Below are 24026 nucleotides of genomic sequence, written 5' to 3'. Positions count from 1 at the left end.
GGTAAGGAAGGGAGCGGCAGCCCCGGTTATGGGGGCCTTCACTCAGGGCGTCGACGTCAACCGCCCGGCTCGGTCATAGGGGGCCCACAGACAGCGCCTCGGCGCCGCCCACAACGGGGACCTCTAAGGTGGGAAAGGTCTGAACATCACACTAAAACGTGACCATCGAAATTCGTTGGCCGAGGTATACCACAGCGCTCCGAAGAGCGGCAACGCGCCGTATGACGATCATCGCCCCGGCGCGTCGCTCAAAGCAAAGGCGACTTCACTCTTCTTCCTGCAGTTCCGTCAGCAGAGCCTGAGCGGCCGCCTGGCGGGCTTCGTCCTGGGTGGCGGCGCCGCTGGCCAGAAAGCTCTCCAGCTGAGCGACCGCCCCGGCGGTATCCCCGCGACGGTGGTGAGCAACGGCCAGGTTGAAGTTGGCCGAACCGTGGCCGGGCTCCTGCTCCATGGTCGCCTCAAAGCTCTCGGCAGCCTCATCGAAGCGCCCGAGCTCCATGCGCGCCACGCCCAGCCCGTGCAGAAGTCGAGTGGAGGTCGCGTTATTCTGAACACCGTTCTCGTAGACCTGCACCGCGTGGTCGCTAAGCCCGAAACGCAGGTAGAGGTCGGCCAGCGCGTGGTAATGCTCCCCGCCGGGATCTTCTTTGCTCATGCGCAGACGCGGGTTGGTCTCAATGGCCCGGGTGTAGCTGGCGACCGCGTCGGTGTGCTTACCCAGGCTGTCCTGGGCAAGTCCCAGCCGAAACCACGCGCGAGAGAAAGTCTCGTCGTTGGCCACCGCCTTCTCAAACTGCGTGACGGCCTCATCGAGCTTACCCTGGTCGACAAGCGCAGTGCCCAGCCGGTAGGCGTACTGAGCGTTTGTCGGCTCCAGATCGAGCGCGCGGCGGTAGCCCCGGGCGGCCTCCTCGTAGTTATCGAGGCGCATCTGGTAGACCTGCCCCAGCAAATAGGCGGCTTCGGCGAAGGTCGGGTCGATGCGCAGCGCCTCCTCCATATGCTGGACCGCTTCGCTGGCCGAACCGGCCTGAAACGCCTCCATCCCCACATTGAGTTCGCGAACGGCGGCGGTTCGGTCGGCGTTGCATCCCACCAGAACAAACGCCAACAGCAGGATCATCAGGAGCGCCTTCAGACGCCCCCTCCCCTTTGTTTCGACGCACCTGGTCTTCACACGGCTGGGCAGGCTCATGAATCGCTTCCTCCGGTCAAAACGTGAGTTCATCGCTCCGGCGCCCCGGGGCACGGGATGCGGCCAGATCATCGTACCCCCAGCTTCGAAGCGCTGACAACCGGGCAAGTGTTGCGTTTCGATCGCGTTGCGGAATTTTTTGAGATGAACGCCCCTGTCGTCAGAGACGTGCGTTTATGCATGATCAAGAAAAACAAAAGGCCCCCTCTCGGGAGCCTTTTGGTCATTACACTACTTCAAACCTGACGCATCAGGAGCTGAAGTTGAAGGGGTAGTTCACGTTGACGATGCCGCCGCCCTTAGGCTCGGGGAAGACCCAGCGGCGAATACGCTGCGTCATGCACTGCTCAACGGCCGAGTTGTTCATCGAGGTCTCGGCGATGGAAGCGATGGTGACCGAGCCGGTCGGCGAGATCACCCAGCGCACGGTGATGCGTCCGGCGAGGTTGGGGTTACGCTGGAGCTCCTGCTCGTAGCAGTGCTGCATCTCGCGGCGGTGCTGGCGCACCACGCGCTGGATGATCTCGCGGTCAAGCGAGCCCTGCACCGCCGGGCGGCCCGGCACGATCTTGGGCTGGCGAACTTCGCGATCGCCCAGGTTGGCGCCGCCTTTACCGTAGTTGCCACCGCCCTTGCCACCGCCACCACGTCCGGCGGTGCCGACCTGCGCCATACCAATGCCGCGCTCCGAGACACCGCCGCCGCCACGTCCGGCACCGGCCAGTCCCAGACCCCCGACACCGGCGGCCGCACCGGCCTGGCTGCCGGTCATATTACCCAGGGCGTGCATCGCGTCGCTGCCCACCGAGGTGTCGCCCGAGCCCCACATGCTGCTCAGCGACGCATCGTTAAAGGCGGCCAGCGCGCCGGTGTTCATCGCGATCTCGGTATCGCGCGCCTTGCGCAGCTCGATCTCGTCGTTGGTCTCAGGCCCCTGCACCGCGAGGTGGTTGTCGGCTTCTTCGGCCATCTCATCGCCGGCTTCGCCCTCATCGCCCTTCTGAGCGGCGGCCTCTTCGGTATCTGCACCGCCTTCGAGCCAGTCGGGTACTTCTTCTTCGAGTTCTTCCTGCTCCGGCGGCGCGAGCAGCTCCACGAAGCGGTCCTGCGCCTGGAACTCGTGAAGTTCAAACGCCCCGTGCCCCTCCGGCCAGGAGAAGACCATGACCAGAAAGAGAATATGCAGCATCGCGCTGGCTGCGTGGTAGGGGATGGGCTGGCGGTCGATCGCCATCATCCCGCCGCCAAGCGCCGGCATGGTCGTGAAGTGAATCAGGAAGGTGTTGGAGCCGAACTCCACCCGGATGCTGGTGCGCGGCCCGAGCGCAATGCTGTAGCCGCCGGCAACTTCGGAGCTACCGGTGGCAAGCCCGCGGCTGATCGCCTCGGCCAGCGTGAACTGCTGACCTTCGTGCTGAATCAGCCCCTCCATCTGCGCCGAGACGTTAACCCGATAGCCACCGCCTTCGCTGTAACTGACCAGCGGGAACTTCGGCTGGTTGACCAGCGGATCTTCGACCACAAAATCATTGGTCTCGTCCGGGCCGATGATCACCGAGCGCGGGTCTTCGTAGGCGTTGACCGCAAGGACGTGGTCGCTCCACAAAAACGCCACTTCCAGCGTCTGGCCGCCAACCGGATCAAAGAAACGCTCGGTATAGAGCTCCGTATCACTGGGCCCCTGCACACCGGCCGGATCAGGCGTGGCCACCCACTCGCCCTGCGGATCGTAGAAGCCGTGAGCGACCTGCCAGGCTCCCTGATCGTCGTGGTAGCCGTAGCCGTAGTGGTAGGTGCCTTCGTCGTCGTAATAGCCCGGGATGTAGTTGCCGGCGTCGTCGTAGTAGCCCTCCATCGTGTAGGGCTGAACCACCGAGCCATCCTCCAGGCGAATGTAGCCCTCGGGGAGCTCGCCGGTGGCGGCGAACGCGGCGGCCGGGCTGGCGGCGACCTCCACCACCTCGGAGAGGCGCACCACGGTGTCGCCGAACTGCAGCTCATCGCCGGCGCCTACGGCCGCCTTGGTGATCTTCTCACCGTTGACGTAGGTGCCCGAGGCGCTGCCCAGGTCAATGGCCACGAAGCTGCCGTCCGGCTGACGCTCCAGCACAGCGTGAATGCGCGAGACGCGATCATCATCCAGCCGGATATGCGAGCTGGAGAGCTTCCCGACCTTAACGTTGTCCTGCTCGAGCTTGACGGTCGAGACGACCTGACCGGCTTGAATAATTTCAGCTTGAAGCATCATGCAATCTCCACTCGTGGCGTGTGCGACTCACACGCACCCGGGCTGCGGCTGCCAACCCTGCAAACTAGAGCGTCTCAACGCTCTTGAGCATCTCAGGGATAAAGTCCTGGCGGATGTTGATCAGGCTGCTGGTCTTGCCCCGCTGATCGCCGGTGATGTTCTCACCATCGGGGCGAATCAGGTTACCGGTAAGGTCCTCGCCATCGAAGTCGTAGGTGGTCTCCTGCTGATAGACCACACCCTCATCGCTGGTCTGACCACTTGCCGCGCCGGCCTCGGGTAAGGACTGAGCGAAAGAAGTCGCCGGGAGAATCATCCCCAGCGCCACCAAACCTGTTAAGAACGCGCGTTTCATCGCTTCGTCTCCTTGATCCGGGCGCTTTGCACGCCCCGCAATCACCTGATTGTTCGCTTCAGTATGCTTTGAAAAGCCTAACACACCGATGAAAACCCTGCCAAACGCCGGCCGAGTAAAGGGACGTAAAGATCAGGGGCTCTCCTCAACCGGAGCGCTCTCCTCGCCCTGGCCTTCTTCAGCGGGCGGAGCATCCTGGGCCTGCTCCTCGGAGGCGGCTGCTTCGGCTGCGGCGGCGGCCTCGGCCTGCGCGAGTTCCGCGGCGATCATGTCGCGCTGCTCCACGAGCATCGGGATCTGTTCGCGGGTCATGTCGATGATCTGCTGAACCTGCTCAATGCGCTTGCTGACGTCATCACGCTCCTCGACGTACTCCCCTCCCTCGTAGTGCAGGAAGTTGTTGTAGTGCTCGAGCGACTTCTCGTAATGGCTGATGGCGTTTTCCAGGTTGCCGATCGTCCAGTCCATCTGCCCGACCATATCATCGGGATCGGGAGCCTCGACGTCACCGCCGAGCTGGGCGTTTTGAGCCAGGTGCTCGTGCTCAAGCACGCCGAGGTTGAACTGCACCAGCGCGTTCTCCGGCTCAAGCTCCAGCACCCGCTCGTAGGCCTGACGAGCGCCTTCAAGGTCACCCAGGCCACGACGGGCGACGCCGATGGCGATGATGGCCTCTTTGTTTTCCGGCTCAAGGGCCAGCACGCTCTCAAAGAGCTCGATGGCGCGCTCATAGTCGCGCACGTTGAGGATGATGGCCCCCAGATTCATCTTCGCGGGCACGTGCTCGGGATCGACCTCCAGGGTTTTCTGGAAGTAGGCGATCGCCGAGGTGACGTCGTTTCGCACAAGCTCGATGTGTCCCAGGATGTTGTAGAGATCCGGGTCGTTCTCATCGATCTGAATGGCGTTAAACATCACGAGGCGTGCGACCTGGTGGTTGCCGCGGTCAAAGTAGATGCGGGCCAGGTTGCCGTAGGCGCGGGTGTTCTGCGAGTCCCCCGCCAGCGAGCGACGCGCGTGGTTAACGGCTTCGGCGTACTCTTCGCGCTCACGCAACATCACCGCGATGTTGTTGTGGGCGGCGGGATTGTAGGGCTGCACCTCAATGGCGCGCTGGAAATAATCCCAGGCCTCGTCGCGCTCGCCACGCTCCATCTCGAGCATACCGATGTTGACGTAGGCCTCGCCGAGTTTAGGCGCGAACTCGGCGGCCTTCTCGTAGGCTTCGCGCGCGGCCTCAAGGTCGCCCTCCATCTCCAGGATCACGCCCAGGTTGAACCAGGCCTTGCCGAAGCGCCGGTCTTCTTTAAGCGCCTTCTCCAGAAGGTCTTTGACCTCGGCGTTGCGGCCTTCTCCGCCGGCCTCCCAGACCTCGACGGCTTTTTCAAACTCGGCGATGGCGTTGACGTTGCTGGTGCCACCGGACTCGGTGGCCTGGCTCATATCGTCGCTGCGCGTCGACGCGCTCCCACATGCTGTGGACCAGGAGAGCGCCAACGCGGCGAGGAGGATGAGAAATGTATTTTGAGAAACTCGCATAGGTCTCTTTTCCTTGGAACCTGTCACAGGGGCGGCCGGCCTGACCGGCAGCCCCCGTCAGAAACGCTCCGGGGGGTGTGTTGGGGGCCAGACTGACCCCACTCCAGGCGACTTCAGGAAGCCGGCTCGCCCTCCACCTCTTCGGGGGCCTCGTTGGCCGCCTGCTCCTCGCTTCCCAGCCCACCCAGGATGTCTTCATCTTCCACATCCTTGATGAAGCCCGAGCGCATAAAGCCATCGCGGAAGAACACCGGCTCAGCGCGCATCTCCGAGGGCTTGCGGAACTCGCGGGGGCGAAGATCAGCGAGCGCCACCTCAGCGCTGCGGCTGTACTCGTTGAACCAGTTGGCACGGCGCGCCGTGGCCAGCGCTTCGCGGTACATCTCCACAGCCTTATCCTCGATCATGGACGCTCTATCTTCGAGGATGCCCCGGTAGATCTCCTGCTGCTCATAGGTCAGGCGGCTGGGCACCGGGCTGTTGCGGAAGCTCTCGGCGAAGTTCTGAAAACCACTGCCGATGCGGTAGAGCGCGGCAATGGCCCAGTCCGGCCGCCCGAACACGATGACCTCTTCGTAGGCCACACGGGCCTCGTCGATCGCTTCCATCTTCGCCATCGTCTTCTTCGTGAGTTCCTCGGCATCGGAAGAATCGATGCTGAGCGCGGCGGCTCGCTCGAAGATATCCTCGGCCATCATAAACTTGGCCTGAGCGGCGGCGTCGCGGCCGGTAGTCATCTCGGCGCGCTCTTCTTCACTCATGCGCTCGTAGATGCGCAGAGTGCGCTCAAACTCCTCAAGCGCGTCGCGGCGACCGTTGCGTCCACCGTTGTGCCAGTGGTGCAGGCCCACCTTCACGCGTGCTTCAAGCATGCGGTCGTTGGTGCCGTTTTCAGCGTGGCGTCGCAGGTACTGCTGGTACTGCTCAAAGGCCTCGTTCTTCTTGCCCTGCTCTTCGTAGATCTGGGCGATCTGGAAGAAGACCTCGGCGGTCTCCTGCTTGTTCTCGCTGGCGAAGAGCTCCATGTAGCGCTCGTAGTTGGCGATCGCCTCATCGTACTGCCCCAGGCCCTGACGGAAGGTCGAGGCGTTGGAGAGTGCGTCTTCGGCCTTCTCATGCTCGGGGAAGTTGCGCACGAAGGCTTCGTAGAAGCGCGACGCTTCGCTGTAGACAGCCAGCGCGTGGTAGTTGCCGCCGATGTTGAAGAGGGTCTCGGGGGCGAGCTCGGAGCTGGGGCGCACGCGCAAGAGGTGCAGTCGAACCTGAATGGCCGGGCCAATCTCGCGCAGGCGCTCAAAGTCGAGCGCGGCGTTGTAGAGCGCCTTATCCACAAACTCCGACTCGGGGAAATCGCTGGCGTAGGCCACGAAACACTCGGCCGCCTGGCGCCACTCTTCCTCATCGTCGTGCACCGTGCAGATCTTGAAGCGGATCGCCATGTGCAGGTTGGTGACGTCTTCCTGGAACTCGGCATCCTCGATCGGGTCGACCTCAATGTAGCGCTCGACCGCCGCGTTGAGGTTGTCGAAGTCATGCAAAAGGTTGAGGGAGTCGAGGTGCAGGTTGGCCGAGATCACCGCCAGGCGATGGTCGCTGTGGGTGAAGGCGATGTCTTCAAAAATCGTGGCGGCTTTTTCCAGGTGGTCAAAGTCGTAGTAGGTGCGCGCCATCGTGTACTTGACGTCGACCATGCGGTCGCCGTCGGGCACATGAATGACGTAGTTCTCACAGGCGGTCATCAACTTCTGATAGACCTCCGGGAGCTCTTTGGGCTCAGGGATGGCCAGCGTCTCTTCCTCGCCATCTTCTTCGTCGAAGGTGGCCTCAATGACGGCGCGCTCCTCCGACGTGTCCACGATGTAGAAGTAGGCCAGCACCGTGGCCAGCACCGCCTCCTTGGTGTACTCGCCCTCCGGTTCAAGCTCCAGGACGCGCTCGTAGGCCGCGGCGGCTTCTTCCCAGTTCTCCAGCTGGTAGAGGAGCTCCCCGTAGAAGAAGGTCATCATGTATTCGTGTTCGGTATCCTGGAAGGTCTCCAGGTAGAACTTGTAGAGGTAATACGCCATCGCGTAGAGGTCGGCGTTTTTGGTGCGCTGAGCCTCACGGTGGTAGGTGGTCGACCAGTTACGGGCGGCCTCTTCGACTTTGGCGCGAATACGCGGGTAGTTCTGCTCTTCGGTGTCTTCAAACTGCCCGCCATCGGCCAGCTGCACCAGGCGCATCATGCGCACCAACTCCTGGATGCTCTCCTCGGAGTAGGCGTTGTTGGTGGTCTGGTTGCGCACGATCTCATACTGGTAGTCGACCGTCTTGACGCTCTCCTGGTTGAGGCTGATGAGCTCGCGGTACATACGCGTGGAATCGCTCAGCTGAACCTGGTCGCCGTAGAAGACGGCCAGACGCTCGGTCATCTTCAGCCAGTCTTCACGCTCGGGGGCGATGTCCTGGAAGAACTCAACGGCCTGATCGGGGGAGCCGATCTGCGCATAGGCGCGCACGATGTCCTGGCGAACCTGGCGCATCAGCGCGACCATCGTGCCGTCGTCGGGACGCTCGCGCGCCGCGTCGATCACGGTGAGAAAGACCTCGATGCTGCGCTCGTAGTTCTCCAGGTTGTAATAGGTCCAGGCCAGCTTGTAGAGGCCGTAGGGGTAGACGTTGGACTCGGGATACTCAGCGACCTTCTGGTAGGCCTTGAGCGCCTCGAACATCTCGCCCTCATCAAAGTAGAACTCCCCGAAGTAGAGGAGCACCTGCGGGACGAACTCGGTCTGCGGGTAGTTGGCGATGAGCTCGCGGAAGATGTCGAGCGCCTCGGTCTTACGACCGACGTCCATCAGGTTGGAGCCCAGGTAGAAGTAGACCTTGTCGAGCTCGCCGAACTCCGGATAGCCGCGGATGATGTCGACGTAGAGCTGAACCGACTCCTCGCGCAGACGCTTGGCCTCAGCCTGCATATCTTCCATCTGCGCGCGGCAGCGGCGGGCTGCCTGCTCATCGCCGGTGTCGTCAATGCGGTAGCACTCATCCTGACGCTCGACTGCCGAGTCATCGTAGTAGCGGGAGCGCTCCCAGAAGATCTCCGAGAGGTTGAAGAGGTACTCGGCGCGCTGCGGATCGCTCTCGGGGGTGGAGCGGATCAGATCGCGCAGCTGCACGATCGCCTCGTCCTGACGCTGGAGGCTGGCCAGGCTGCGCTCTGTCACGAACTGGGTGGCGCTAAAGCGCGGGCCCTTCTGCTCGTTCTCCAGGGTGGGACGATCGGTCTGCTGCGTCGTCTCCTGGACGGCGATCTCGTGCTCGACCTTCTCGTCTTCTTCAGGCTGAGCGGCCGCTTCAAGCGGCCCCAGTGTCAGCGAGAGGGCGGCGGCTGCGAGAAGTACGCGCCAGCGCCGGGGTGAATGGTGATCGTAGAAACTCTTCATGACCCGCTCCTTAGCGAGACGCGCTCAGGCGACCCTATCGCCACCGCCACCGTGGGCACAGTGTTCCCCCCTGACCTGCCTCCCACTCAGCGTCGGCATTCCGATTTGACGTTGAAGAAGTAGAACCCTAACTCATCTTTCCAGTACTCGCCGTCGAACTCCCAGTAGAGGTGTTCGTCGGTGATATCCAGCGAGGGTCCATCGCCGGGGCCACGATCATCGAGTTGCATTCCGGCGCGCAGCTCCGCTTCAATTTCCCCGCGTTCGGAGCGCGCGACTTCAAACAGAATTCGTTTCTGCTGGCTGACCAGCCCTTCGAGCTCGCCGATGACGCGCTCAAGGCGCTGCTGGGCGAGCTGCCCGGCGTCGGAGACGGCGAAGCTCTGGGCGATCGCCGCTTCCTGCAGGAGGCTATCACCCAGGGCGCTGGTCTTCCAGCTGGCCGGGAGCTCCTCCATCGTCTCAAGCTCGGTGTCGATGGCCTTGACCAGCGCAAAACTCTTCTCGACCTGGCGGTCGCTGAGCGCGGCGCGCAACGCGCTTCGCACCTCGGTGTCGCCCTCGTATTCACCGGCCCTCCACGTCTCGGTCCACTCGTACATCAGGGCCGGATCGTTGTTGGCGGCGATGACCCCTTCGAGCTCCGCTTTGACACCCTCGTAGACGTAATCGAAGTCGTCGAGGACGTCGCGCACCCGGGCGAAATTGCAGTTGTAGAAGTAGATCACTGCAGCCAGGATCGGGCCTTCCGGGAAGTACTCATTGCGGAAGAAGGGGGAGTTGATGGTGTGCAGGTTGCCCAGGGCCTGGTTGAACTGGTCGACCTGGAAGAAGCCCCAGCTCGACTCAAAGAGGGCATCGGGCCAGCGGGGGCTGTCGCGCTTGATGCGCTCGTAGTAGCTCAGGCTGGTGTCGTAGTCGCCGGTTGAGTAGTAGACGCGCGCCATGCCCAGATGCGTCAGGTCGAGAAGTCGACGCTCCTCGCCACGCAGCTCTTCGGGTTTGGCGTCGCGGGTCAGGTAGCGCAGCACATCGCGGAAGGCGTCAACCGCCGGTCGCGCGTCGTAATTGGCCACATGGGTGATTCCGGCGATGTAGCGTGCCCGGGCGTAGCGGTCGCTGCTGGTGCTCACGAAGTTGAGCATACGCAGCGACTCGTCGATGTTGAGCGTCTCGTAGAAGTGGCGGCCTACCAGGTAAGCGTAGGTGTCGCGGTAGTCTTGCGGCACCACCTCCGGGAAGAGCGGCGCGTAGCCGGCCAGCAGCTCGGCGAGCATCGCATCACCGGGGATGACTTCGGTGAGCAGGAGCAGCCCGCGCAGTGAGGCGTCGTAGAAGGGGTGAAACTCACCGGCTTCCACAATGCGCGAGAAGTACGCCAGCGAGCCCTGGTAGAGCTCCATGCGGAAGAGGGTCTTGGCCAGCTCGTACTCCGCCTCCGGGTAGTAGTTCTCGGCGCCGGCGGTGGTGTCCATCAAGACGTCATTAAAACGCAGGCTGGCTTCGGCGTACTTGCGATCTTCGTAGAGGCGTTTGCCTTCTTCAATCAACTCCACCAGATGGGGGAGTTCATCGATGGCTTCGACCTCATCGACATCAAAGGTAAATCCATCCTGAGCGGAGGCCTCCGGCAGAAGACCCAGGCTTAAGATGCCGACACAAAGAGAGGCGCACGCGTTCAACTTCCAGTTCATTGCAACTCCAGTCAGGGGCGCTCGACCTCGGAGCCTCAACTCCGGGACGGCCGGTGCGACTACTGAGCGACGGTGTTGGCGACGCAGTGACGCACGCCGCTGAGCATGACAAATTCGCGACAGACGCCGTCGGGGCAATCTGCGTCGGTGCTGCACTCCACGGTACAGAAGGGCTCGCTCCCCTGATATTTGGCGCAGGTGCGGGTCTCGCACTGGAGCTGCTCTTCAACCACACAGGAGGCCTCGGCTCTGCCGCTCTCCACACAGGCGCTCAGAGCGGGGTCGTCGGGGTCGATGGTGCACGCCGCATACAGGTCGTCGGTGCAGCCGCTGAACCACAGCGCCAGCGCCAACACGCCGACTAGCCGGGCCACATGAGCCGATCGCGTTTTCACGTCACTCCTCCAAATCGATGGGGTCGAACTTAATTCGGTGGCTAGGATGCCTTCGGGCTCAAGGCCACGTCAAGGCGGGAGATGTTGCGCATTGTGGCGAGATCGCCGGCCGAAAAAAAGGCCGCTGCGCCTTTTGCGCAGCGGCCTAAAACTCGTAAAAACATCAGCGATCTTACGAGCTGCGAAGCCAGGCGACTTACATGCCTTCTTCGGCCGGAGCTTCGTCGGTCGCCATCTCTTCGGTGGCTTCCTCTTCAACGGCTTCTTCTTCGGCCGCTTCTTCGGCGACTTCTTCAGCAGCCGCTTCTTCAACGGCTTCTTCTTCGGCGACTTCTTCGACAGCCGCTTCTTCGACGACTTCTTCTTCAGCGGCTTCTTCCAGCGCGGCTTCTTCGCTCACGGTGGTCTCGGCGGGAGCCTCATCGGGGGTGGCTTCGCCGCCCGAGCAAGCAACGGTGAAGGCCAGGCCCAGGGCGAAGAACGAAACAAGGATCTTGTTCAGCATGGTAACTCCTCAAGCGAATCAGGGTTCAACAAGAGCGGGCAACGAACATCGCGACCCACGGCAGTCGGCAAATGCCGACACCCGCCTACGACCATGGCAGCGGGGTAGTTTGTACTGGCGTTTAGCCTTATTCCCGCGCAGCGTCAATTCTATCGCAATATTCTTTTTGTGAAGTTACGTTGCCTTAGCAGACCTCCGGGGACGTTGGAGCTCGACGCGCGAGCGGGTAGACTCCCCCCTGTAAGAAAAGCTGAATAGGTCGTCAGGGGCTAGAAGCCACCGCTTCGCGACGACCTATGAACCGGATGTGAAACTGTACATCGCGATCAGGGACGGATGATGAAAAACTGTGTGCACCTTCTGATCCTCATTGGACTCAGCGTATGCCTGATGAGCTCGCAAGCCTGGGCTCAGGACGCCGAACCCGCCCCGGAGCTCGCCGGGGAGCAGGCCCGCGAGGAGGCCCTGCTCTCTGCCGCGAGTGAGATCGCCCTGCAGGTGGCGGAAATCCGCGGTCTGGAGCTGCTCTCCGAGATCCCCAAAGGGGTCAAAGATCGCGAAGAGCTGCGCACAATGCTCATTGAGCAGCTCCATAACGAGATCCCCGAAGAGGTCTTCGTGGCCGAGGAGCAGATGTTCAAGCGCCTGGGCATCTTCGAGCCCGAGGTCAACTACCGCCAGCTGATGCTGGACCTGCTCACCGAGCAGATCGCCGGTTTCTACGATCAGAGCGCCAAGGAGCTCTACATCATGGTGGGGCTCCCCGAGCAGCTGCAGCACTCGGCGATGGCCCACGAGATCTTTCACGCCATTCAGGATCAGCATTTCGATATCGGGGAGCTGCTCGCGCCCTTTACCTCCCAGGAGAACGGCGACTTCGCCCTGGCGCGTATGGCGCTGATCGAGGGCGACGCCACGGTGCTGATGATCGACTACGTGCTCTATGAGAGCGGCACCCTGCCGGCGGGTCGGGCGCTGAGCGTGGCCGATGTCCCGATGATCACCGCCACGCTGCTGGAGATGGACACCGAGGAGCTGGCGGCAGCCGAAGGCATGAGCGCGCCGGGGATGATGGGGATGGGCGAGAGCGCGGTCCCCTCGCTGACCGAGTCGGTGCTGGGCAGCGCGCCCCGCATTGTGCGCGACCTGCTGCTTTTCCCTTATATTGAGGGCATGCGTTTTGTGCTTCGTGCCCGGGCCAACCGCGCCTGGAGCGATGTGGACGCGATCTATTCGGCGGCGCCTGTCTCGACCACCCAGATCCTGCATCCGGAGCGCTACTTCGCCGGCGAGCTTCCCATCGACGTGCAGTTTGACGCCGAAGAGGCGCTGGGAGGCTATGAGCCGATCTTCGACTCGGTGTTGGGCGAGTTGCAGATTCGCTCCTGGTTGGCCACGCACGCCGACCGCTTTGAAGATCTGCCCGATCCGAGCGCGGTCGCCGAGGGGTGGCGCGGGGACCGCCTGCTCGGCTACCGCAACGAAGCCGGTGAGGTGGTAGCGGTGCATGTGAGCAGCTGGGAGAACGAGGATGAGGCCCGGGAGTTTGCCAGCGCCCAGGTCGCCATCGCCGAGGCCCGTTATGAAGCCAGCGCGAGCCACCAGAGTGGCGAGCATGGCGAGTCGTGGTGTCTGCGCCATGGCCCCGAAGACGATGGCGAGCGGGTGTATGTGGAGCGATGGGGCGAGCTTGTGCTCCTGATCGACGGCGCCCCCTCAAGCCTGGGGGAGAATGGCGCTGAGCGCGACCCGACCACCTACCTGGCACGCGATGCGGTGTGGGGTTCACTCGCCCGCGTTCCCTTTGAAGCCGCGCTCGCGGCCCGTCAGGCTGAGGCCGAGCTTGAGAACGAGGTGAGCGCCGAGGATGCCCCGGCTTCCACGGACGCGACCGACGTAGAATAAGAGAACCGTATCAAGCCCCCTGCCCCGCCCGCACGATGCGCGTTGTGGGTGTTCAGCAGGTGTTTCCCTGGGCGTCAAAGGCGCCTTCAATATGCTGGATGGCGGCGGGGCGCTTGCTAAAATCAACTGTGATGACATCAAAACGGTAGCGTGCGCCGGTGCGGCGGCGCTGGCAGATGTAACGATGCGCCAGGCGCGCGATCGTGCGGCGCTTTCGGTAGCTGACCGCCAACGCTGGCGAGAATCGGTCGCAGCGCCGGCGACTCTTTACCTCCACAAAAGCCACAAGCACGCCCTGGTCGCCCGGGAGTTCTTTGCAGGCAACAAGATCGAGTTCGCCGTGGCGCGAACGCACGTTGTGGGCCTCAATGGACCAGCCGTTGCGCTCCAGATAACGGCGCGCCAGATCTTCGCCAGCAAGCCCCAGCTGCTCGCAATCATCACGGTCGATCCAGTCTCCACTTCCGATGCTCATCGGTTCCCCCTCCATGCTGTGTGGGTCGAGATGTGTTCAGGCCAGCCGCCGCGCTCCTGTGCGTCGAGCGACGTGCGCCTCAAAAACTGAACACACGTTCCGCATCGTCAACGCGTTGTTTCTGAATCGACCACAAACTCGCGCACACCCTTGAAGCTCTTTCGGTGCAAGGGGCATGGCCCCAGTGAGGCGATGGCGTTGCGGTGGGCGGCGGTTCCGTAGCCTTTATGACCCTCAAACCCGTATCCGGGCCAGGTCTCGGCGGCCTCGCGCATCAGACGATCGCGGGAGACTTTGGCAACGACGCTGGCCGCGGCGATCGCAAAACTTCGCGCGTCACCTTTGACCACGGCGACCTGAGGAAGTTCGACGCCGGGGATGATCATGTTGCCGTCGACGACGATGAGGTCGGGGCGTTGGCCACGGACTTCTATGAGGCGCTCCACCGCGTGTCGCATCGCCTCGAAGGTGGCCTGCAGGATGTTGATGGCGTCGATGCGCTCGGCGCTGGCCGCGGCCATCTCGACTCGCCGGGGTTGGGCGATGAGGGCGTCGTAGAGCACCTCGCGATCGGACTCCTGCATCTTCTTGGAGTCATTGAGCCCCGGCCACTCGGTGGCGTCGTCCAGGTTGAGCGTCCACCAGCAGGCGGCTGCGTGCACCGGTCCCGCCAGCGGACCACGTCCGGCCTCATCGACCCCGATGATATGCAGGTGGCCCCGGGAGCGAAGTTCGGATTCAAGCTCCCCGATCTCGGGAGGCGACGCGTTAAAAAGAGCCTGCTGACTCACGATTTTGCTCCCAGGATGGCGATCTGCCCCTGCCGTGCGGCGCTCTTAAAGACCGACTCAAAGCGCGAGGCGTGCGCGGGCGTCATCATCAGCGCCGGATCGGCGATCCAGATCGACTCCAGGCCGCTGCCCTCCTCGCCACGTGCGCTGCTGATGAAGAGCGCGAGCGCGAGCGCACACACCACGACCTGAACCTCGGCAGAGCGGGTGCGTTGCCAGAGCTCGAGCTGCTCGTCGGTGAGGGCTTCAACATGCAGGGCGCCCTGCGCATCGAGCGAGACATCGCTGAATCGCTCCGAGAGGACGTGGCCACAGACCTTCGACCACATCGCGCGCGTGCTCTCGCTGAGCACGCCGTGAATCCACTGCCCGTTGCGCTCGGCGACCCATTTTAAGAGCTCCATCCGGTCGGTGGGCAGCGGCGCCGCCTCCCCTCCCTCGCCCTGATCGGCGCTGGCGCGGATCTGGACCGGGTCGGCTCCCAGGCTCTGCAGATCGTTCTCCAGCTGAAAGGAGTTCATGACAAAGGAGGGAAGTTCGCTGCGACGGCGCTTGAGCTCGGCGAGCTCGGCCTGCAAAGAGTCGAGCTCTTTGCGGGCGCGTCGGTACTCCGGGTTGGTGCGGACCGATTCGAGCTGCTCCTCCATCCGCTTGATAACCGAGCGCAGCTTGCGAGCCATGGGAATGCGCGCCTGGAGCTCTTCTTCGCGCTCAACGCCGGCGTGGAGCAGCGTGTGTTCGACGCGCTCCAGTAAGAGGATCTGCTCTTCGCGAAGTTGGGAGATGCGGCGGCGGATCGAGTCCACCCGCACCTGATGCACGCTCGCTTTGCTGAGACTCGTATAATAGCGCAACAGCACAAAAGCCCCCAGGGCCAGCCCGGGAATGCTCCCCAGCGCGAAGATGCGGTGGGTCTGATGAAAGACCAGGCTTGCGACTAAAGCGCCCAGAGCGATGAGCGCGCCCAGCCAGAAGAGCGGCGTGCGCGTGGGCTCCTCGGGCACCGAAAGCTCGATCTGACGGCGCTCAGTGTCCAGCTGGCTTTGCAGTCGGCCGAGCTGCGAGTCGTAGTCATCCATGCGAGAGTCGCGGTTCTGGAGAAGATCGATCTCTTCATCGCTGAGCTCGGCGAGCTCCACCTCGGCGAGTTTTTCCCGGGCGCGGGTGAGCTTCTCTTCGAGCTCGGCGCCTTCCCCCAGCGCCCGCTGGCCATCTTCGACGCGCAGGTCGAGCTCTTTGAGCTGATCTTCAAGCGACTCGACCTCCAGGGAGGTCAGGTAGAGGTTGGCCAGATCGGGGATGCGCGGGTCGTTGCCCAGGGTGGCGGCGTTGATGACCGCCTCCATATCGAAGTCGAAGCGCCAGAGGTGCAATGCGTAGAAGGAGGCCAGGTCGGGGAGGTTGAGCTTCTCCTGAAGGGCGCGCTGGACGTCGGCGGCGCCGCGGGCGAGCTCCTCGTAGCCGGAGGCGCCCTTGCGTTGCAGGCGAACCGATTCGGCGTCGGCCTGACGCACGACGCGAAGCGAGCTGCCGCGCGCCGTAAACGCGCAGGCCAGCTTTACGCCCTTTTCGCCTTTAAACATGCGATCTTCGAGCGCGGCGGCCTGGGCCGGATAGAGGCAGAGGATCAGCAGGTCCTGGACATCGGAGGCGCCCACACCGGCCGGAAGCTCCAGCACCTGGAGGGGCTCATCGACGCGCACCCGTGCCGGGCGGCTCTGGGTCAAGACGCCCTGAAAGATTAGCTCCTGAAGTTGCATACGCGCTGGCTCGACAGTCCCGAGGGGGAGGAAGACCGCTTGCTTAACAGCAGCGATGATACGTCGGGGCGGCCAGAAGGGTAAAGGAGCAACGCGGCCGGGCCGGGGTCTTGGGAGCAAGAAATGACAACGCCCACGGCAGATGCCGTGGGCGTTGTCCGAGCCTGGGAGCGATGCGCGCTGCAGGCAGCCGCATCGCCATCACACTTAAAGCCCGCCCTTACGCGCGCGCTTGGTGCGAATTCGGGCGCTCTTGCCGGCGCGCTCGCGCAGGTAGTAGAGCTTGGCGCGACGCACGCGACCGATCGAGGCGACCTCGATCTTTTCGATGCGGGGGCTGTGAACCGGGAAGATACGCTCGACGCCAACACCGTTGGAGATCTTGCGCACGGTCACGGTCTCTTCGACGCCGGCGCCGCTGCGGCCCAGCACAACGCCTTCGTAAACCTGGACGCGCTCTTTTTCGCCTTCGCGAATGAGCAGGTGGACGCGGACGGTGTCGCCAGGACGGAAGTCCGGGTGATCTTCACGCAGGTGAGCTGCGGCGATTTTCTTGAGCAATTCCATGACGCTTCTCCATCGTTCGAAATCAAAAAGGCCGCCTCAAGACGCGAACTCCACGCCGTCCTCGGACCCGGCCGTACCGTTTAGCAAGTCGCTGACCTTCGCTATCAAGCGCCGGTCGAAGGGACCGGGTGAGAAATTCACCGGCCCTTTAGAGTCGGGGAGAACTAGCACCTCACGCCCAAGACTTCAAGTCATTTTGATGCACAGCAGCTCAACCCGCCTCCGGGCTCCTCGGTGAACCTTGTCGCCGGGGGTTGATTCCGCCATAAAGACCGGGCGATGGCCTGTTTCAAGGAGAACTCTTAACGATGGCAGCAAAGAAGACAAGATCCGATCGTCGAGCGATGGTCGTGGGTGCGGCCGGCGGGCTGGGCGTGCACCTTGTGAGCACGCTGAGCAAGGCGGGCTGGGAGGTGGTCGCCGTCGATCGGCGCGAGCTGGCGCAGACCGGCCGGGAGTCGTTGATCGAGGGCGACGCAACGATCTCCTGGCACCAGATCGAGGGCAACGACGAGGGGGTCAGGGAGCTCATGGCGGGCTGTCAGGCGATGATCAACGCCGCAGCCACCGTGAACATCTCCGAGCCCTACCGGGCGCTGGCGATGGATAACGTGGAGTTGCCTCGTCAGCTCTACCTTCACGCGCGCGAAGCCGGCGTAGAGCATTTTGTGCAGATCAGCTGCGCCTCGGTCTATGACGGGGAGCGCGGGGTTCGCACCGAAGCGTCCGCCGTCGATCCTTATAATGACTACGAGCGCACGAAGATCGAGGCGGAGCGCGAGTTGGAGGCGTTGCGCGCCGGCGCGGACGGTCCGGCGCTGACGATCCTTCGGCCGGGGCTTCTCTACGGGCCGGGCTGCACCGAGATGAGCGCGGGGCTTGTGACGCTGGTGGCGATCCTGCGCGATCTTGCCAGCTATTTGCCCGGGCTTCGTGGCGGGCCGCGCACCAACTGGTGCCACGCAGCTGACGTGGCCAGCGCGGTGATGGTCGTGCTGACCCACCCGGAGGGGCGAGATAAGACGCTGAACGTGGGCGACGATACCGCGCTGAGTTTCGGGGAGGTGCTCACCTCGATCGCCGAGGCCTACGGCATCGATCTGGGCCCCTCGGTGCCGATGCCCACGGTGACGTTCTGGGCGATGGTCAGCCCGCTGATTGACAACGACTTTGCGTTCGGGCGGATGCGCGGACTTCTGCGCCTGCTCTGGAAGAGGATTCAGCGCGAGCATAAGCTCGACAGCCCTCTGCGACCCAGGCTCGATCGCAACGCGCTTTTTTATGTTCGCGAAGATGCGGTGATGGTCTCCGAGAAGTTGCGCCAGATGGGGTGGGCGCCGGCGTGCAAAGATTTTCGTCAGGGCATCGTCCCGACAGTTCGCTGGTATCAGCAGGCGGGCTGGGTGCCACGCTTTGATACCGAGGCGCTTCAGGAGCGGCGCGACGGGCGAGTGGGCGGCCAGTACACCTTTGAGGAGCGCGTAAGTGGTGAGCTTGAGGGAAGTCGAAGGGTCACCGAGGTCAACGCCACGCTGGTGGTGACTTTGGAGCAATGGCCCACCCCGCCCCTGCGTCACGAGGGCTGTGTGGAGGGCACGATCTCCATCGCCGGTCTGGCCCTGGAGGCGCCCCTTCAGGGCACGGTGGTCCTGGACTACAGCCCGCTGCCGAAGATGCGCTACGAGTTCGGCTTTAAGGATGATGAGGGGCGCGCGCACCGCCTTCACTTCTCCCGCGAGATGACGCTTCCGCACCCTCTTTGCTCCTGGAGTACGGGGCATGGCGAGCTGATCGACCAGTGGGGAGACGGGCTCGGGCGGGTGAAACTCAGCGATCAGGGTGCCACAAAGCCGCGAGCGTGGCTGGGAGTGCGCGCGTGAGTCATCAACGCTTTGATCCCGGCCCGCTGCCCGCGTTGCGCTCCTCGTACGAGCGTCGCCCCAGGCGCTTTGCGCATATCGATGCGCAGACCTGGGGGAGCTGGCACTGGCAGCACCAGAATCGGCTGCGGCGTCCCGAACATTTTGAAGATGTCCTGGAGCTGAGCGCCGAAGAGCGCGTTGCCTTCGTGAAGAGCGCGCAGCGTTTTCGGGTGGCGGTCACTCCGCATTATGCGGCGTTGATGGCGCCCGACGACCCGAGCTGCGGGGTGCGTCAGCAGGGCTTGCCGCAACCCGGCGAGCTGCAGAGCTTTGAGTTTGAGCTCGAAGATCCCCTGGCGGAAGAGGCGCATATGCCGGTGCCGGGGATCACGCATCGCTATCCGGACCGGGTGCTCTTTTATGTCTCGCACCATTGCCCGGTGTACTGCCGGCATTGCACGCGCAAGCGCAAGGTCTCCGATCCGACGACGGCGGCTGCCCGCGACCAGATCGCGCAGGGGCTGGAGTACATTCGCAACACACCCACCGCCCGCGATGTTGTGGTCAGCGGGGGTGATCCGCTCACCCTCTCCGATGAGCGGCTCGGTGAGATCTTGAGGGGGCTGCGGGCGATCGAGCACGTGGAGGTGATTCGGCTGGGGACACGCAACCCGGTGACGCTTCCGCAGCGCATCACCCCCGAGCTCTGCGAGATTTTACGGGAGGTGCGCCCGGTGTATGTGCACACCCACTTCAACCACCCCGATGAGCTCAGCCAGGAGAGCGCCCGGGCGCTGGGGATGCTCCTCGACGCCGGCTGCGTGCTGGGAAACCAGATGGTGCTCCTGCGCGGGGTCAACGACCGTCCCGAGACGGTGATGGAGCTCAACCGCCAGCTTTTGCGTCTGGGCTGTCGGCCCTACTACATGCTGCAATGCGATATGGCGCAGGGCATCTCGCATTTTCGCACACCGCTGACGACCGGGCTGAAGATCATGGCGCATCTTCGCGGTCGCATCGGTGGGATGGGCGTGCCTCACTTTGTGGTGGATCTGCCCGGGGGCGGGGGCAAGGTCGAGCTTGTGCCCGACCATATCGTCGGCACCGCGGAGTCGCCCTGGGGTCAGGTGGTGACCTTCTCAAACTCCGACGGCAAGCGTTTTGAGTTTGTCGACGTCGATCCGGCGCGCCTTGAGGGTGACGCGGAGCGCTGATCGGGATCGCGGGGCGCCTCGCCACGGGTGAGAACATCGTCGAGAAAGCTCAGCAGCTGCTTCCAGTAGGTGCGGCTCGACGCGCGCCAGGGGAAGGCGTGGAAGCTGTGAAACTCCCCTTCGAAATAGTGCGCCGAGGTACGCGCGCCGAGCTTTTGAGCGGCGCGCTCCAGGCGGCGTGTATCGTCCAGGAGAGGATCGGCGGTGCCCACCGCGGTGAAAAAGGCAGGCATCGCGCGCTGACTCGGCGCCATCTTCTCGAGCACCAACAGCGGATCGACCAGGGGATGGTTCTGCGGGTCGACGCGACGCAGGTAGGCCTCGGATGCCTCGTAGAGCTTATCGGTCACAAAGGTCGGAAGGTCGCGGCGGCGGCCGAAGCGCTGCGGGTCGGAGACCTGCAGGTAGCCGCAGGTCGGAATGATCGCGGCCGGTGCCGGGTACTCTTCGCAGAGGGCCCGGGCCCATCTCTCCTGCGAGGCCTCCAGATGCGCCACGCCCAGCGCCAGCGCCACATTCGCCCCGGACGACTCGCCGGCGACCACCCAGGGAAGCCCCTCGATGCCGAGCTCGCGGCGACGCTCATGCATCCAGACCCGCGCCGCGCGCGCGTCTTCGAGCGCTGCCGGATAAGGGTGCTCCGGGGCCAGGCGGTAGTCGATGGCGAAGACCACGTAGCCATGGCGAGCCAGGATCCAGGGCATCGGCCAGTGGCTGTCTTTGGAGCCGATGCGAAAACCGCCGCCGTGAATATAGAGAATGGCCGCGCGCGGCCGCGCCCCCTGCGGGCGGTAGATGTCGACCGCTCCCGAATGGATGTTGTCCGAGTAGCGCTGATCGCGTTGCACCTTGACCGGGAAACGTTCTCGACCAAGATCAATGTCGATAAGCCCCATGGTATGAAGGCCGGCAAAGGCGCTGCGAATCGCAGCCTCCGAGAGGGTGCGCTCCAGCCCCACCGGCACCATATGCTCTTGCAGGCGCCGCATCCAGCTGTAGGTGGGTCGGTCCTTCGCGTCGCTTATTGTGGGGGATTGCCTGTTCATCGCTACTCCGGGGAAACACGCCATCGACGTCGGACACACTATCCAAAAGCCGTGCAAAACGAAGATAACGACCAAAACCCCGAAGAAAAGTCAAAACTCACGATTCTGAACACTTTTTGAACACCCCGCCGGAAACGCGCGAACGAGGAGCTATGAAACCATCGATTTCCATCGACAGCTGGAGCGTCAAAGCGGTTCGCCGGGCGCTCTCTCCTCTGCATCGCTACTTCGACGTGCAGCTTGAAGGCCTGGAGCACGTGCCGGCGCAGGGGCCGGTGTTTCTGGTGGGCAATCACGCGCTGCTGGGCATCGACAGCTTTGTGCTCTTCCCGGCGTTGATGCGTCAGTTTGAGCGGGTGCCGCGCGGGCTCGCGCTGCGCACGCTCTTTGACAACCCGGTGATGGGCAGGCTTCTGCACGAGGTGGGGATTGTGCCCGGGTCGCGCTCCAGCGGGGTGGCGCTCTTGCGCAACGGTCAGATGGTGGTGACCTACCCGGGCGGGATGTCGGACTCGGTGAAGGGGCGCAACAAGCGCTATACACTGCAGTGGCAGGAGCGCTGCGGCTTTGCGCACGTGGCGCTGCGCGCCGGCGTGCCCGTGACACCGGTGGCGGCGGTGGGACCGGACGAGATCTTTCCGATCTTAAGCGACCGAGGGCTTTTGCCGGTGAGTTTTCTGGGGGATCGCAAGGCGAGGGCGCCGGCGTTTCTGCCGGTGGCGCGGCCGGTGCGCTGCGTCTTTCGCTTTGGCAAGCCTGTTCAACTCCCCGACCTCGGGAGAGCGCTGGACGCCGGGCAGGACGTGCCCGAGGCGATGATGCCGCATTGCGCGAGTTACGCCCGTGAGGTCGAGGCGGCGCTCGATCGGCTCATTCAAGAGACCCTGCAGGACCACCCCAAACGCGTACGCCTCTTGCCCGGCCGCCGCTAAGCGCGCTCTCAGCGAGCCTCGAGGCTCGCGCGAAGCGCCCGGGCCACTCGCCGCCCGAAGGTGTAGATGGGGATCTGCGGCGGCCCGCCGATCGACGTGGGAAAGAGCGAGCCGTCGGCTACATAGAGGCCGCGCACTTGATGGTGCGCGCCGTGGCTGCTCACCACGCTACTGCGCGGATCTTCGCCCATCCACATCGTCGACATCGGGTGCACGGCGACCATCGAGGGGTTGAAGGGACCGAGAGTGGCGCCTTTGAGGGCATCGAGCTTTGCCGGCGAGTCGAGGAGGCGAGGCGGTGAAGTGGGGATGATGACCTGGCGGGCGCCGGCGGCAAAAAGGATGCGAGCGGCCTCGCGCATCCCCAAGGCCACCTGGTCGAGCTCGGCGCGATCGGGTCGGTAATGGATCTGCACGCGCTCGCCATCGCGGGGGCGCACATGCCCGCTGTAATGGTCGTGCACCATCGCGATGATGGCGGCCACATTGGGGTAGAGGCGCATCATCGAGGCGTGGGCGGCTCCAAAACCGGGCATAAGCCCGGCGGAGGCGCCCGGGTGCGCAAAGCCCGAGACCAGCCAGACTCGCCGGTCGGCGTCGTGGCCAAACTTCAAAAACTCGGTGCATTCAGCGGCCTGGGGCACGCCCTTCCAGCCCTCGATGGTCTCATCGAAGACGCCCATCACAAAGGCGCCCGGGTGAATGTGCAGGCGACGACCGGTAAGTTTATGCGGATCGGGAAGTCCGCTCTTAATGGCGAGCGCAGCGGAGTTGGTGGCACTGGCACCGAGCACGACGCGTTCGGCGCGAACCTCAAAAGGTTGAAGCTCCGCGCCGTTTTGCGGGTCGATGGCCCGGCCGGCCACGCCGCAGACCTGGCGGCCCCGCGTTAAGATGCGGTCGACGCGGGCGTGAATCAGCGCGCGCCCGCCGGCCTTAAGCGCCGGCGGAATGAGCACTTTGGCGACGTTCTGTTTGCCGTTGTTGGGGCAGCCCAGCTCGCACATTCCCGATTGCTGGCAGCCCTGGCGGTTATGCGAGAGTACGCTGTGCTCGTAGCCCAGCTCGCGCGCGCCGCGGAAGAGCGCGTGGTTGTTGGCGTTGACGCGGTCGTCTGGCACCGGGTGCACACCGAGCAGTTCCTCGACGCTCTTAAAGTCGGCCTGAAGCCCCGCGCCAAGATCGTCGACGCCCTGCCCTCTCCAGATCTCCAGGATGGGCTCGGGGAGCCGCTTGCAGAGGTTGGTGTTATGCAGCGTGGAGCCGCCCACGCCTTTGCCCTGCATTACGGTGATGGCCTGGTCGACGGTGCCGCGCGACGCCCCCTCCATAAAGAGTCTGGGGAGCATGATCTCTTCGCGGCAGCGCATGTTTTCGGGGGCGAAATAATCGCCGAGCTCCACGCCGATGACGTCGACACCGGCGATGGCCAGGTCGTGAAAGGCCATGCCCCCGCCGGCGCCCAGGCCCACGACCACCACGTCGGCTTTGAGCCGGAGCGCGTGGTCGCTGGCCGCCGCAGAGGTCATGCCGGCCGGAAGGCTGCGGCGCTTTGCATCATCGCGACTCATCGGCGCTCCGCGGGCACGCCCGGGTTACCCGAGAGGCTGTAGCCGATGGCCGGCCAGACCTCCGGGCGGGTGTAATAGCCCATCATGCACACCGACTTGAGCGCTTTGAACATCGCGCGCGCCGGCATCAGCGGAGAGGTCTCCAGGGTGATGAGGAGACAGTCGAGCTCATCGTCACTCAGACGCGTAAAACGCCGGCGCCGCGGCCCGAAGGCGTAGGGCGCGTACTCCAGGATGGCGAGCATCGACTGAAGTTCTTCCTGGGTGGTGGCGGGCATGCCGCCCATAAAATGAAGCGCCGCATCCAGCGCGCCACACTCCCGCGGGTCGGGGAAGTCCGCGTCATCAGCGGCGCAGACGCGCGTGATGGCCCGCTCCAGAGTCTCACTGAGCCACTCGGGCACCCTGCCGGGCATGGGCGGCGGGTTGCCGCTCAGGCGCGCAAAAAGCCGCCCGGTGCGCACCAGCCCCATCGTCTGCATCCGGGCCATCAAGAGCTCGGGTTTATCGCCTAAAACGCCGCGCAGAAATGAGACCACAGGAGCCG

Annotated in this window: 19 protein-coding genes; 4 read left to right on the top strand and 15 right to left on the bottom strand. The window is 63.8% G+C overall.

Features of this window, described 5'->3' with window-relative positions:
- Positions 1–265: 265 nt before the first annotated feature.
- The 8 genes from FRC98_RS05375 to FRC98_RS05340 form a co-directional block, all read right to left on the bottom strand.
- On the bottom strand, positions 266–1123 hold the full coding sequence (locus tag FRC98_RS05375; RefSeq protein ID WP_230467295.1) for a tetratricopeptide repeat protein: 858 nt from the start codon (positions 1121–1123) through the stop codon (positions 266–268).
- Positions 1124–1445: 322 nt separating this feature from the next.
- Entirely contained in the window at positions 1446–3443 is a 1998-nt protein-coding gene (locus FRC98_RS21995) for an AgmX/PglI C-terminal domain-containing protein (protein ID WP_146980267.1), read from the bottom strand.
- 64 nt (positions 3444–3507) lie between these two features.
- Entirely contained in the window at positions 3508–3798 is a 291-nt protein-coding gene (locus FRC98_RS05365) for a hypothetical protein (protein WP_146980266.1), read from the bottom strand.
- Positions 3799–3930: 132 nt separating this feature from the next.
- Positions 3931–5337: a tetratricopeptide repeat protein gene (locus tag FRC98_RS05360; protein WP_146980265.1), complete on the bottom strand. Its 1407-nt coding sequence runs from the start codon at positions 5335–5337 to the stop codon at positions 3931–3933.
- Between the two features lie 113 nt (positions 5338–5450).
- Complete coding sequence (locus tag FRC98_RS05355) at positions 5451–8762, bottom strand: tetratricopeptide repeat protein (protein ID WP_146980264.1); 3312 nt, start codon at positions 8760–8762, stop codon at positions 5451–5453.
- A gap of 86 nt (positions 8763–8848) precedes the next feature.
- Positions 8849–10456, bottom strand: coding sequence for a hypothetical protein (locus FRC98_RS05350; protein WP_146980263.1), 1608 nt, complete (start codon positions 10454–10456; stop codon positions 8849–8851).
- A gap of 59 nt (positions 10457–10515) precedes the next feature.
- On the bottom strand, positions 10516–10851 hold the full coding sequence (locus tag FRC98_RS05345; protein WP_146980262.1) for a hypothetical protein: 336 nt from the start codon (positions 10849–10851) through the stop codon (positions 10516–10518).
- A 196-nt stretch (positions 10852–11047) separates the two neighbouring features.
- Complete coding sequence (locus FRC98_RS05340; protein ID WP_146980261.1) at positions 11048–11356, bottom strand: hypothetical protein; 309 nt, start codon at positions 11354–11356, stop codon at positions 11048–11050.
- Positions 11357–11707: 351 nt separating this feature from the next.
- Between FRC98_RS05340 and FRC98_RS05335 the strand changes: the two genes are divergently transcribed.
- Positions 11708–13261 (top strand): hypothetical protein, encoded by a 1554-nt coding sequence (locus FRC98_RS05335; protein WP_230467294.1) that lies wholly within the window; start codon positions 11708–11710, stop codon positions 13259–13261.
- A 52-nt stretch (positions 13262–13313) separates the two neighbouring features.
- Here the strand turns inward: FRC98_RS05335 and FRC98_RS05330 are convergent, their stop codons facing one another.
- The 4 genes from FRC98_RS05330 to rplS all read right to left on the bottom strand — a co-directional run bounded on the left by FRC98_RS05330 (position 13314) and on the right by rplS (position 16854).
- On the bottom strand, positions 13314–13736 hold the full coding sequence (locus FRC98_RS05330; RefSeq protein WP_146980259.1) for a YraN family protein: 423 nt from the start codon (positions 13734–13736) through the stop codon (positions 13314–13316).
- A 107-nt stretch (positions 13737–13843) separates the two neighbouring features.
- Positions 13844–14527 carry a ribonuclease HII gene (gene rnhB / locus FRC98_RS05325; RefSeq protein ID WP_230467293.1) on the bottom strand — a complete coding sequence of 228 codons (684 nt, stop codon included), beginning with the start codon at positions 14525–14527 and terminating at the stop codon, positions 13844–13846.
- Positions 14524–16287: an AAA family ATPase gene (locus tag FRC98_RS05320; RefSeq protein ID WP_146980257.1), complete on the bottom strand. Its 1764-nt coding sequence runs from the start codon at positions 16285–16287 to the stop codon at positions 14524–14526. Before FRC98_RS05320 ends, rnhB begins: the two co-directional genes overlap by 4 nt.
- Positions 16288–16494: 207 nt before the next feature.
- Positions 16495–16854, bottom strand: a complete 360-nt coding sequence (gene rplS / locus FRC98_RS05315; RefSeq protein ID WP_146974991.1) for a 50S ribosomal protein L19 — start codon at positions 16852–16854, stop codon at positions 16495–16497.
- Between the two features lie 308 nt (positions 16855–17162).
- On the opposite strand from rplS, the gene FRC98_RS05310 reads away from it, so the two are divergent.
- Together FRC98_RS05310 and FRC98_RS05305 are read left to right on the top strand one after the other, a co-directional pair.
- The gene (locus FRC98_RS05310) at positions 17163–18734 is read left to right on the top strand and encodes an NAD-dependent epimerase/dehydratase family protein (protein WP_146980256.1); all 1572 of its coding nucleotides are present in this window, start codon (positions 17163–17165) and stop codon (positions 18732–18734) included.
- Positions 18731–19930, top strand: coding sequence for a KamA family radical SAM protein (locus tag FRC98_RS05305; RefSeq protein ID WP_230467292.1), 1200 nt, complete (start codon positions 18731–18733; stop codon positions 19928–19930). The genes FRC98_RS05310 and FRC98_RS05305 overlap by 4 nt, the downstream gene beginning before the upstream one ends.
- On the opposite strand, the gene FRC98_RS05300 is transcribed toward FRC98_RS05305, so the two are convergent.
- On the bottom strand, positions 19840–20976 hold the full coding sequence (locus tag FRC98_RS05300; RefSeq protein ID WP_230467291.1) for an alpha/beta hydrolase: 1137 nt from the start codon (positions 20974–20976) through the stop codon (positions 19840–19842). The genes FRC98_RS05305 and FRC98_RS05300 overlap by 91 nt on opposite strands.
- Before the next feature lie 152 nt (positions 20977–21128).
- On the opposite strand from FRC98_RS05300, the gene FRC98_RS05295 reads away from it, so the two are divergent.
- Positions 21129–21908, top strand: a complete 780-nt coding sequence (locus FRC98_RS05295; protein ID WP_146980253.1) for a lysophospholipid acyltransferase family protein — start codon at positions 21129–21131, stop codon at positions 21906–21908.
- An 8-nt stretch (positions 21909–21916) separates the two neighbouring features.
- On the opposite strand, the gene FRC98_RS05290 is transcribed toward FRC98_RS05295, so the two are convergent.
- Together FRC98_RS05290 and FRC98_RS05285 are read right to left on the bottom strand one after the other, a co-directional pair.
- Positions 21917–23479 (bottom strand): GMC family oxidoreductase N-terminal domain-containing protein, encoded by a 1563-nt coding sequence (locus tag FRC98_RS05290; RefSeq protein ID WP_146980252.1) that lies wholly within the window; start codon positions 23477–23479, stop codon positions 21917–21919.
- Entirely contained in the window at positions 23476–24018 is a 543-nt protein-coding gene (locus FRC98_RS05285) for a gluconate 2-dehydrogenase subunit 3 family protein (RefSeq protein WP_146980251.1), read from the bottom strand. Before FRC98_RS05285 ends, FRC98_RS05290 begins: the two co-directional genes overlap by 4 nt.
- Between the last annotated feature and the right edge of the window lie 8 nt (positions 24019–24026).

This window comes from Lujinxingia vulgaris, from assembly GCF_007997015.1.
Lineage (GTDB): Bacteria > Myxococcota_A > Bradymonadia > Bradymonadales > Bradymonadaceae > Lujinxingia > Lujinxingia vulgaris.
This window is presented reverse-complemented; position numbering and strand designations above follow the sequence as displayed.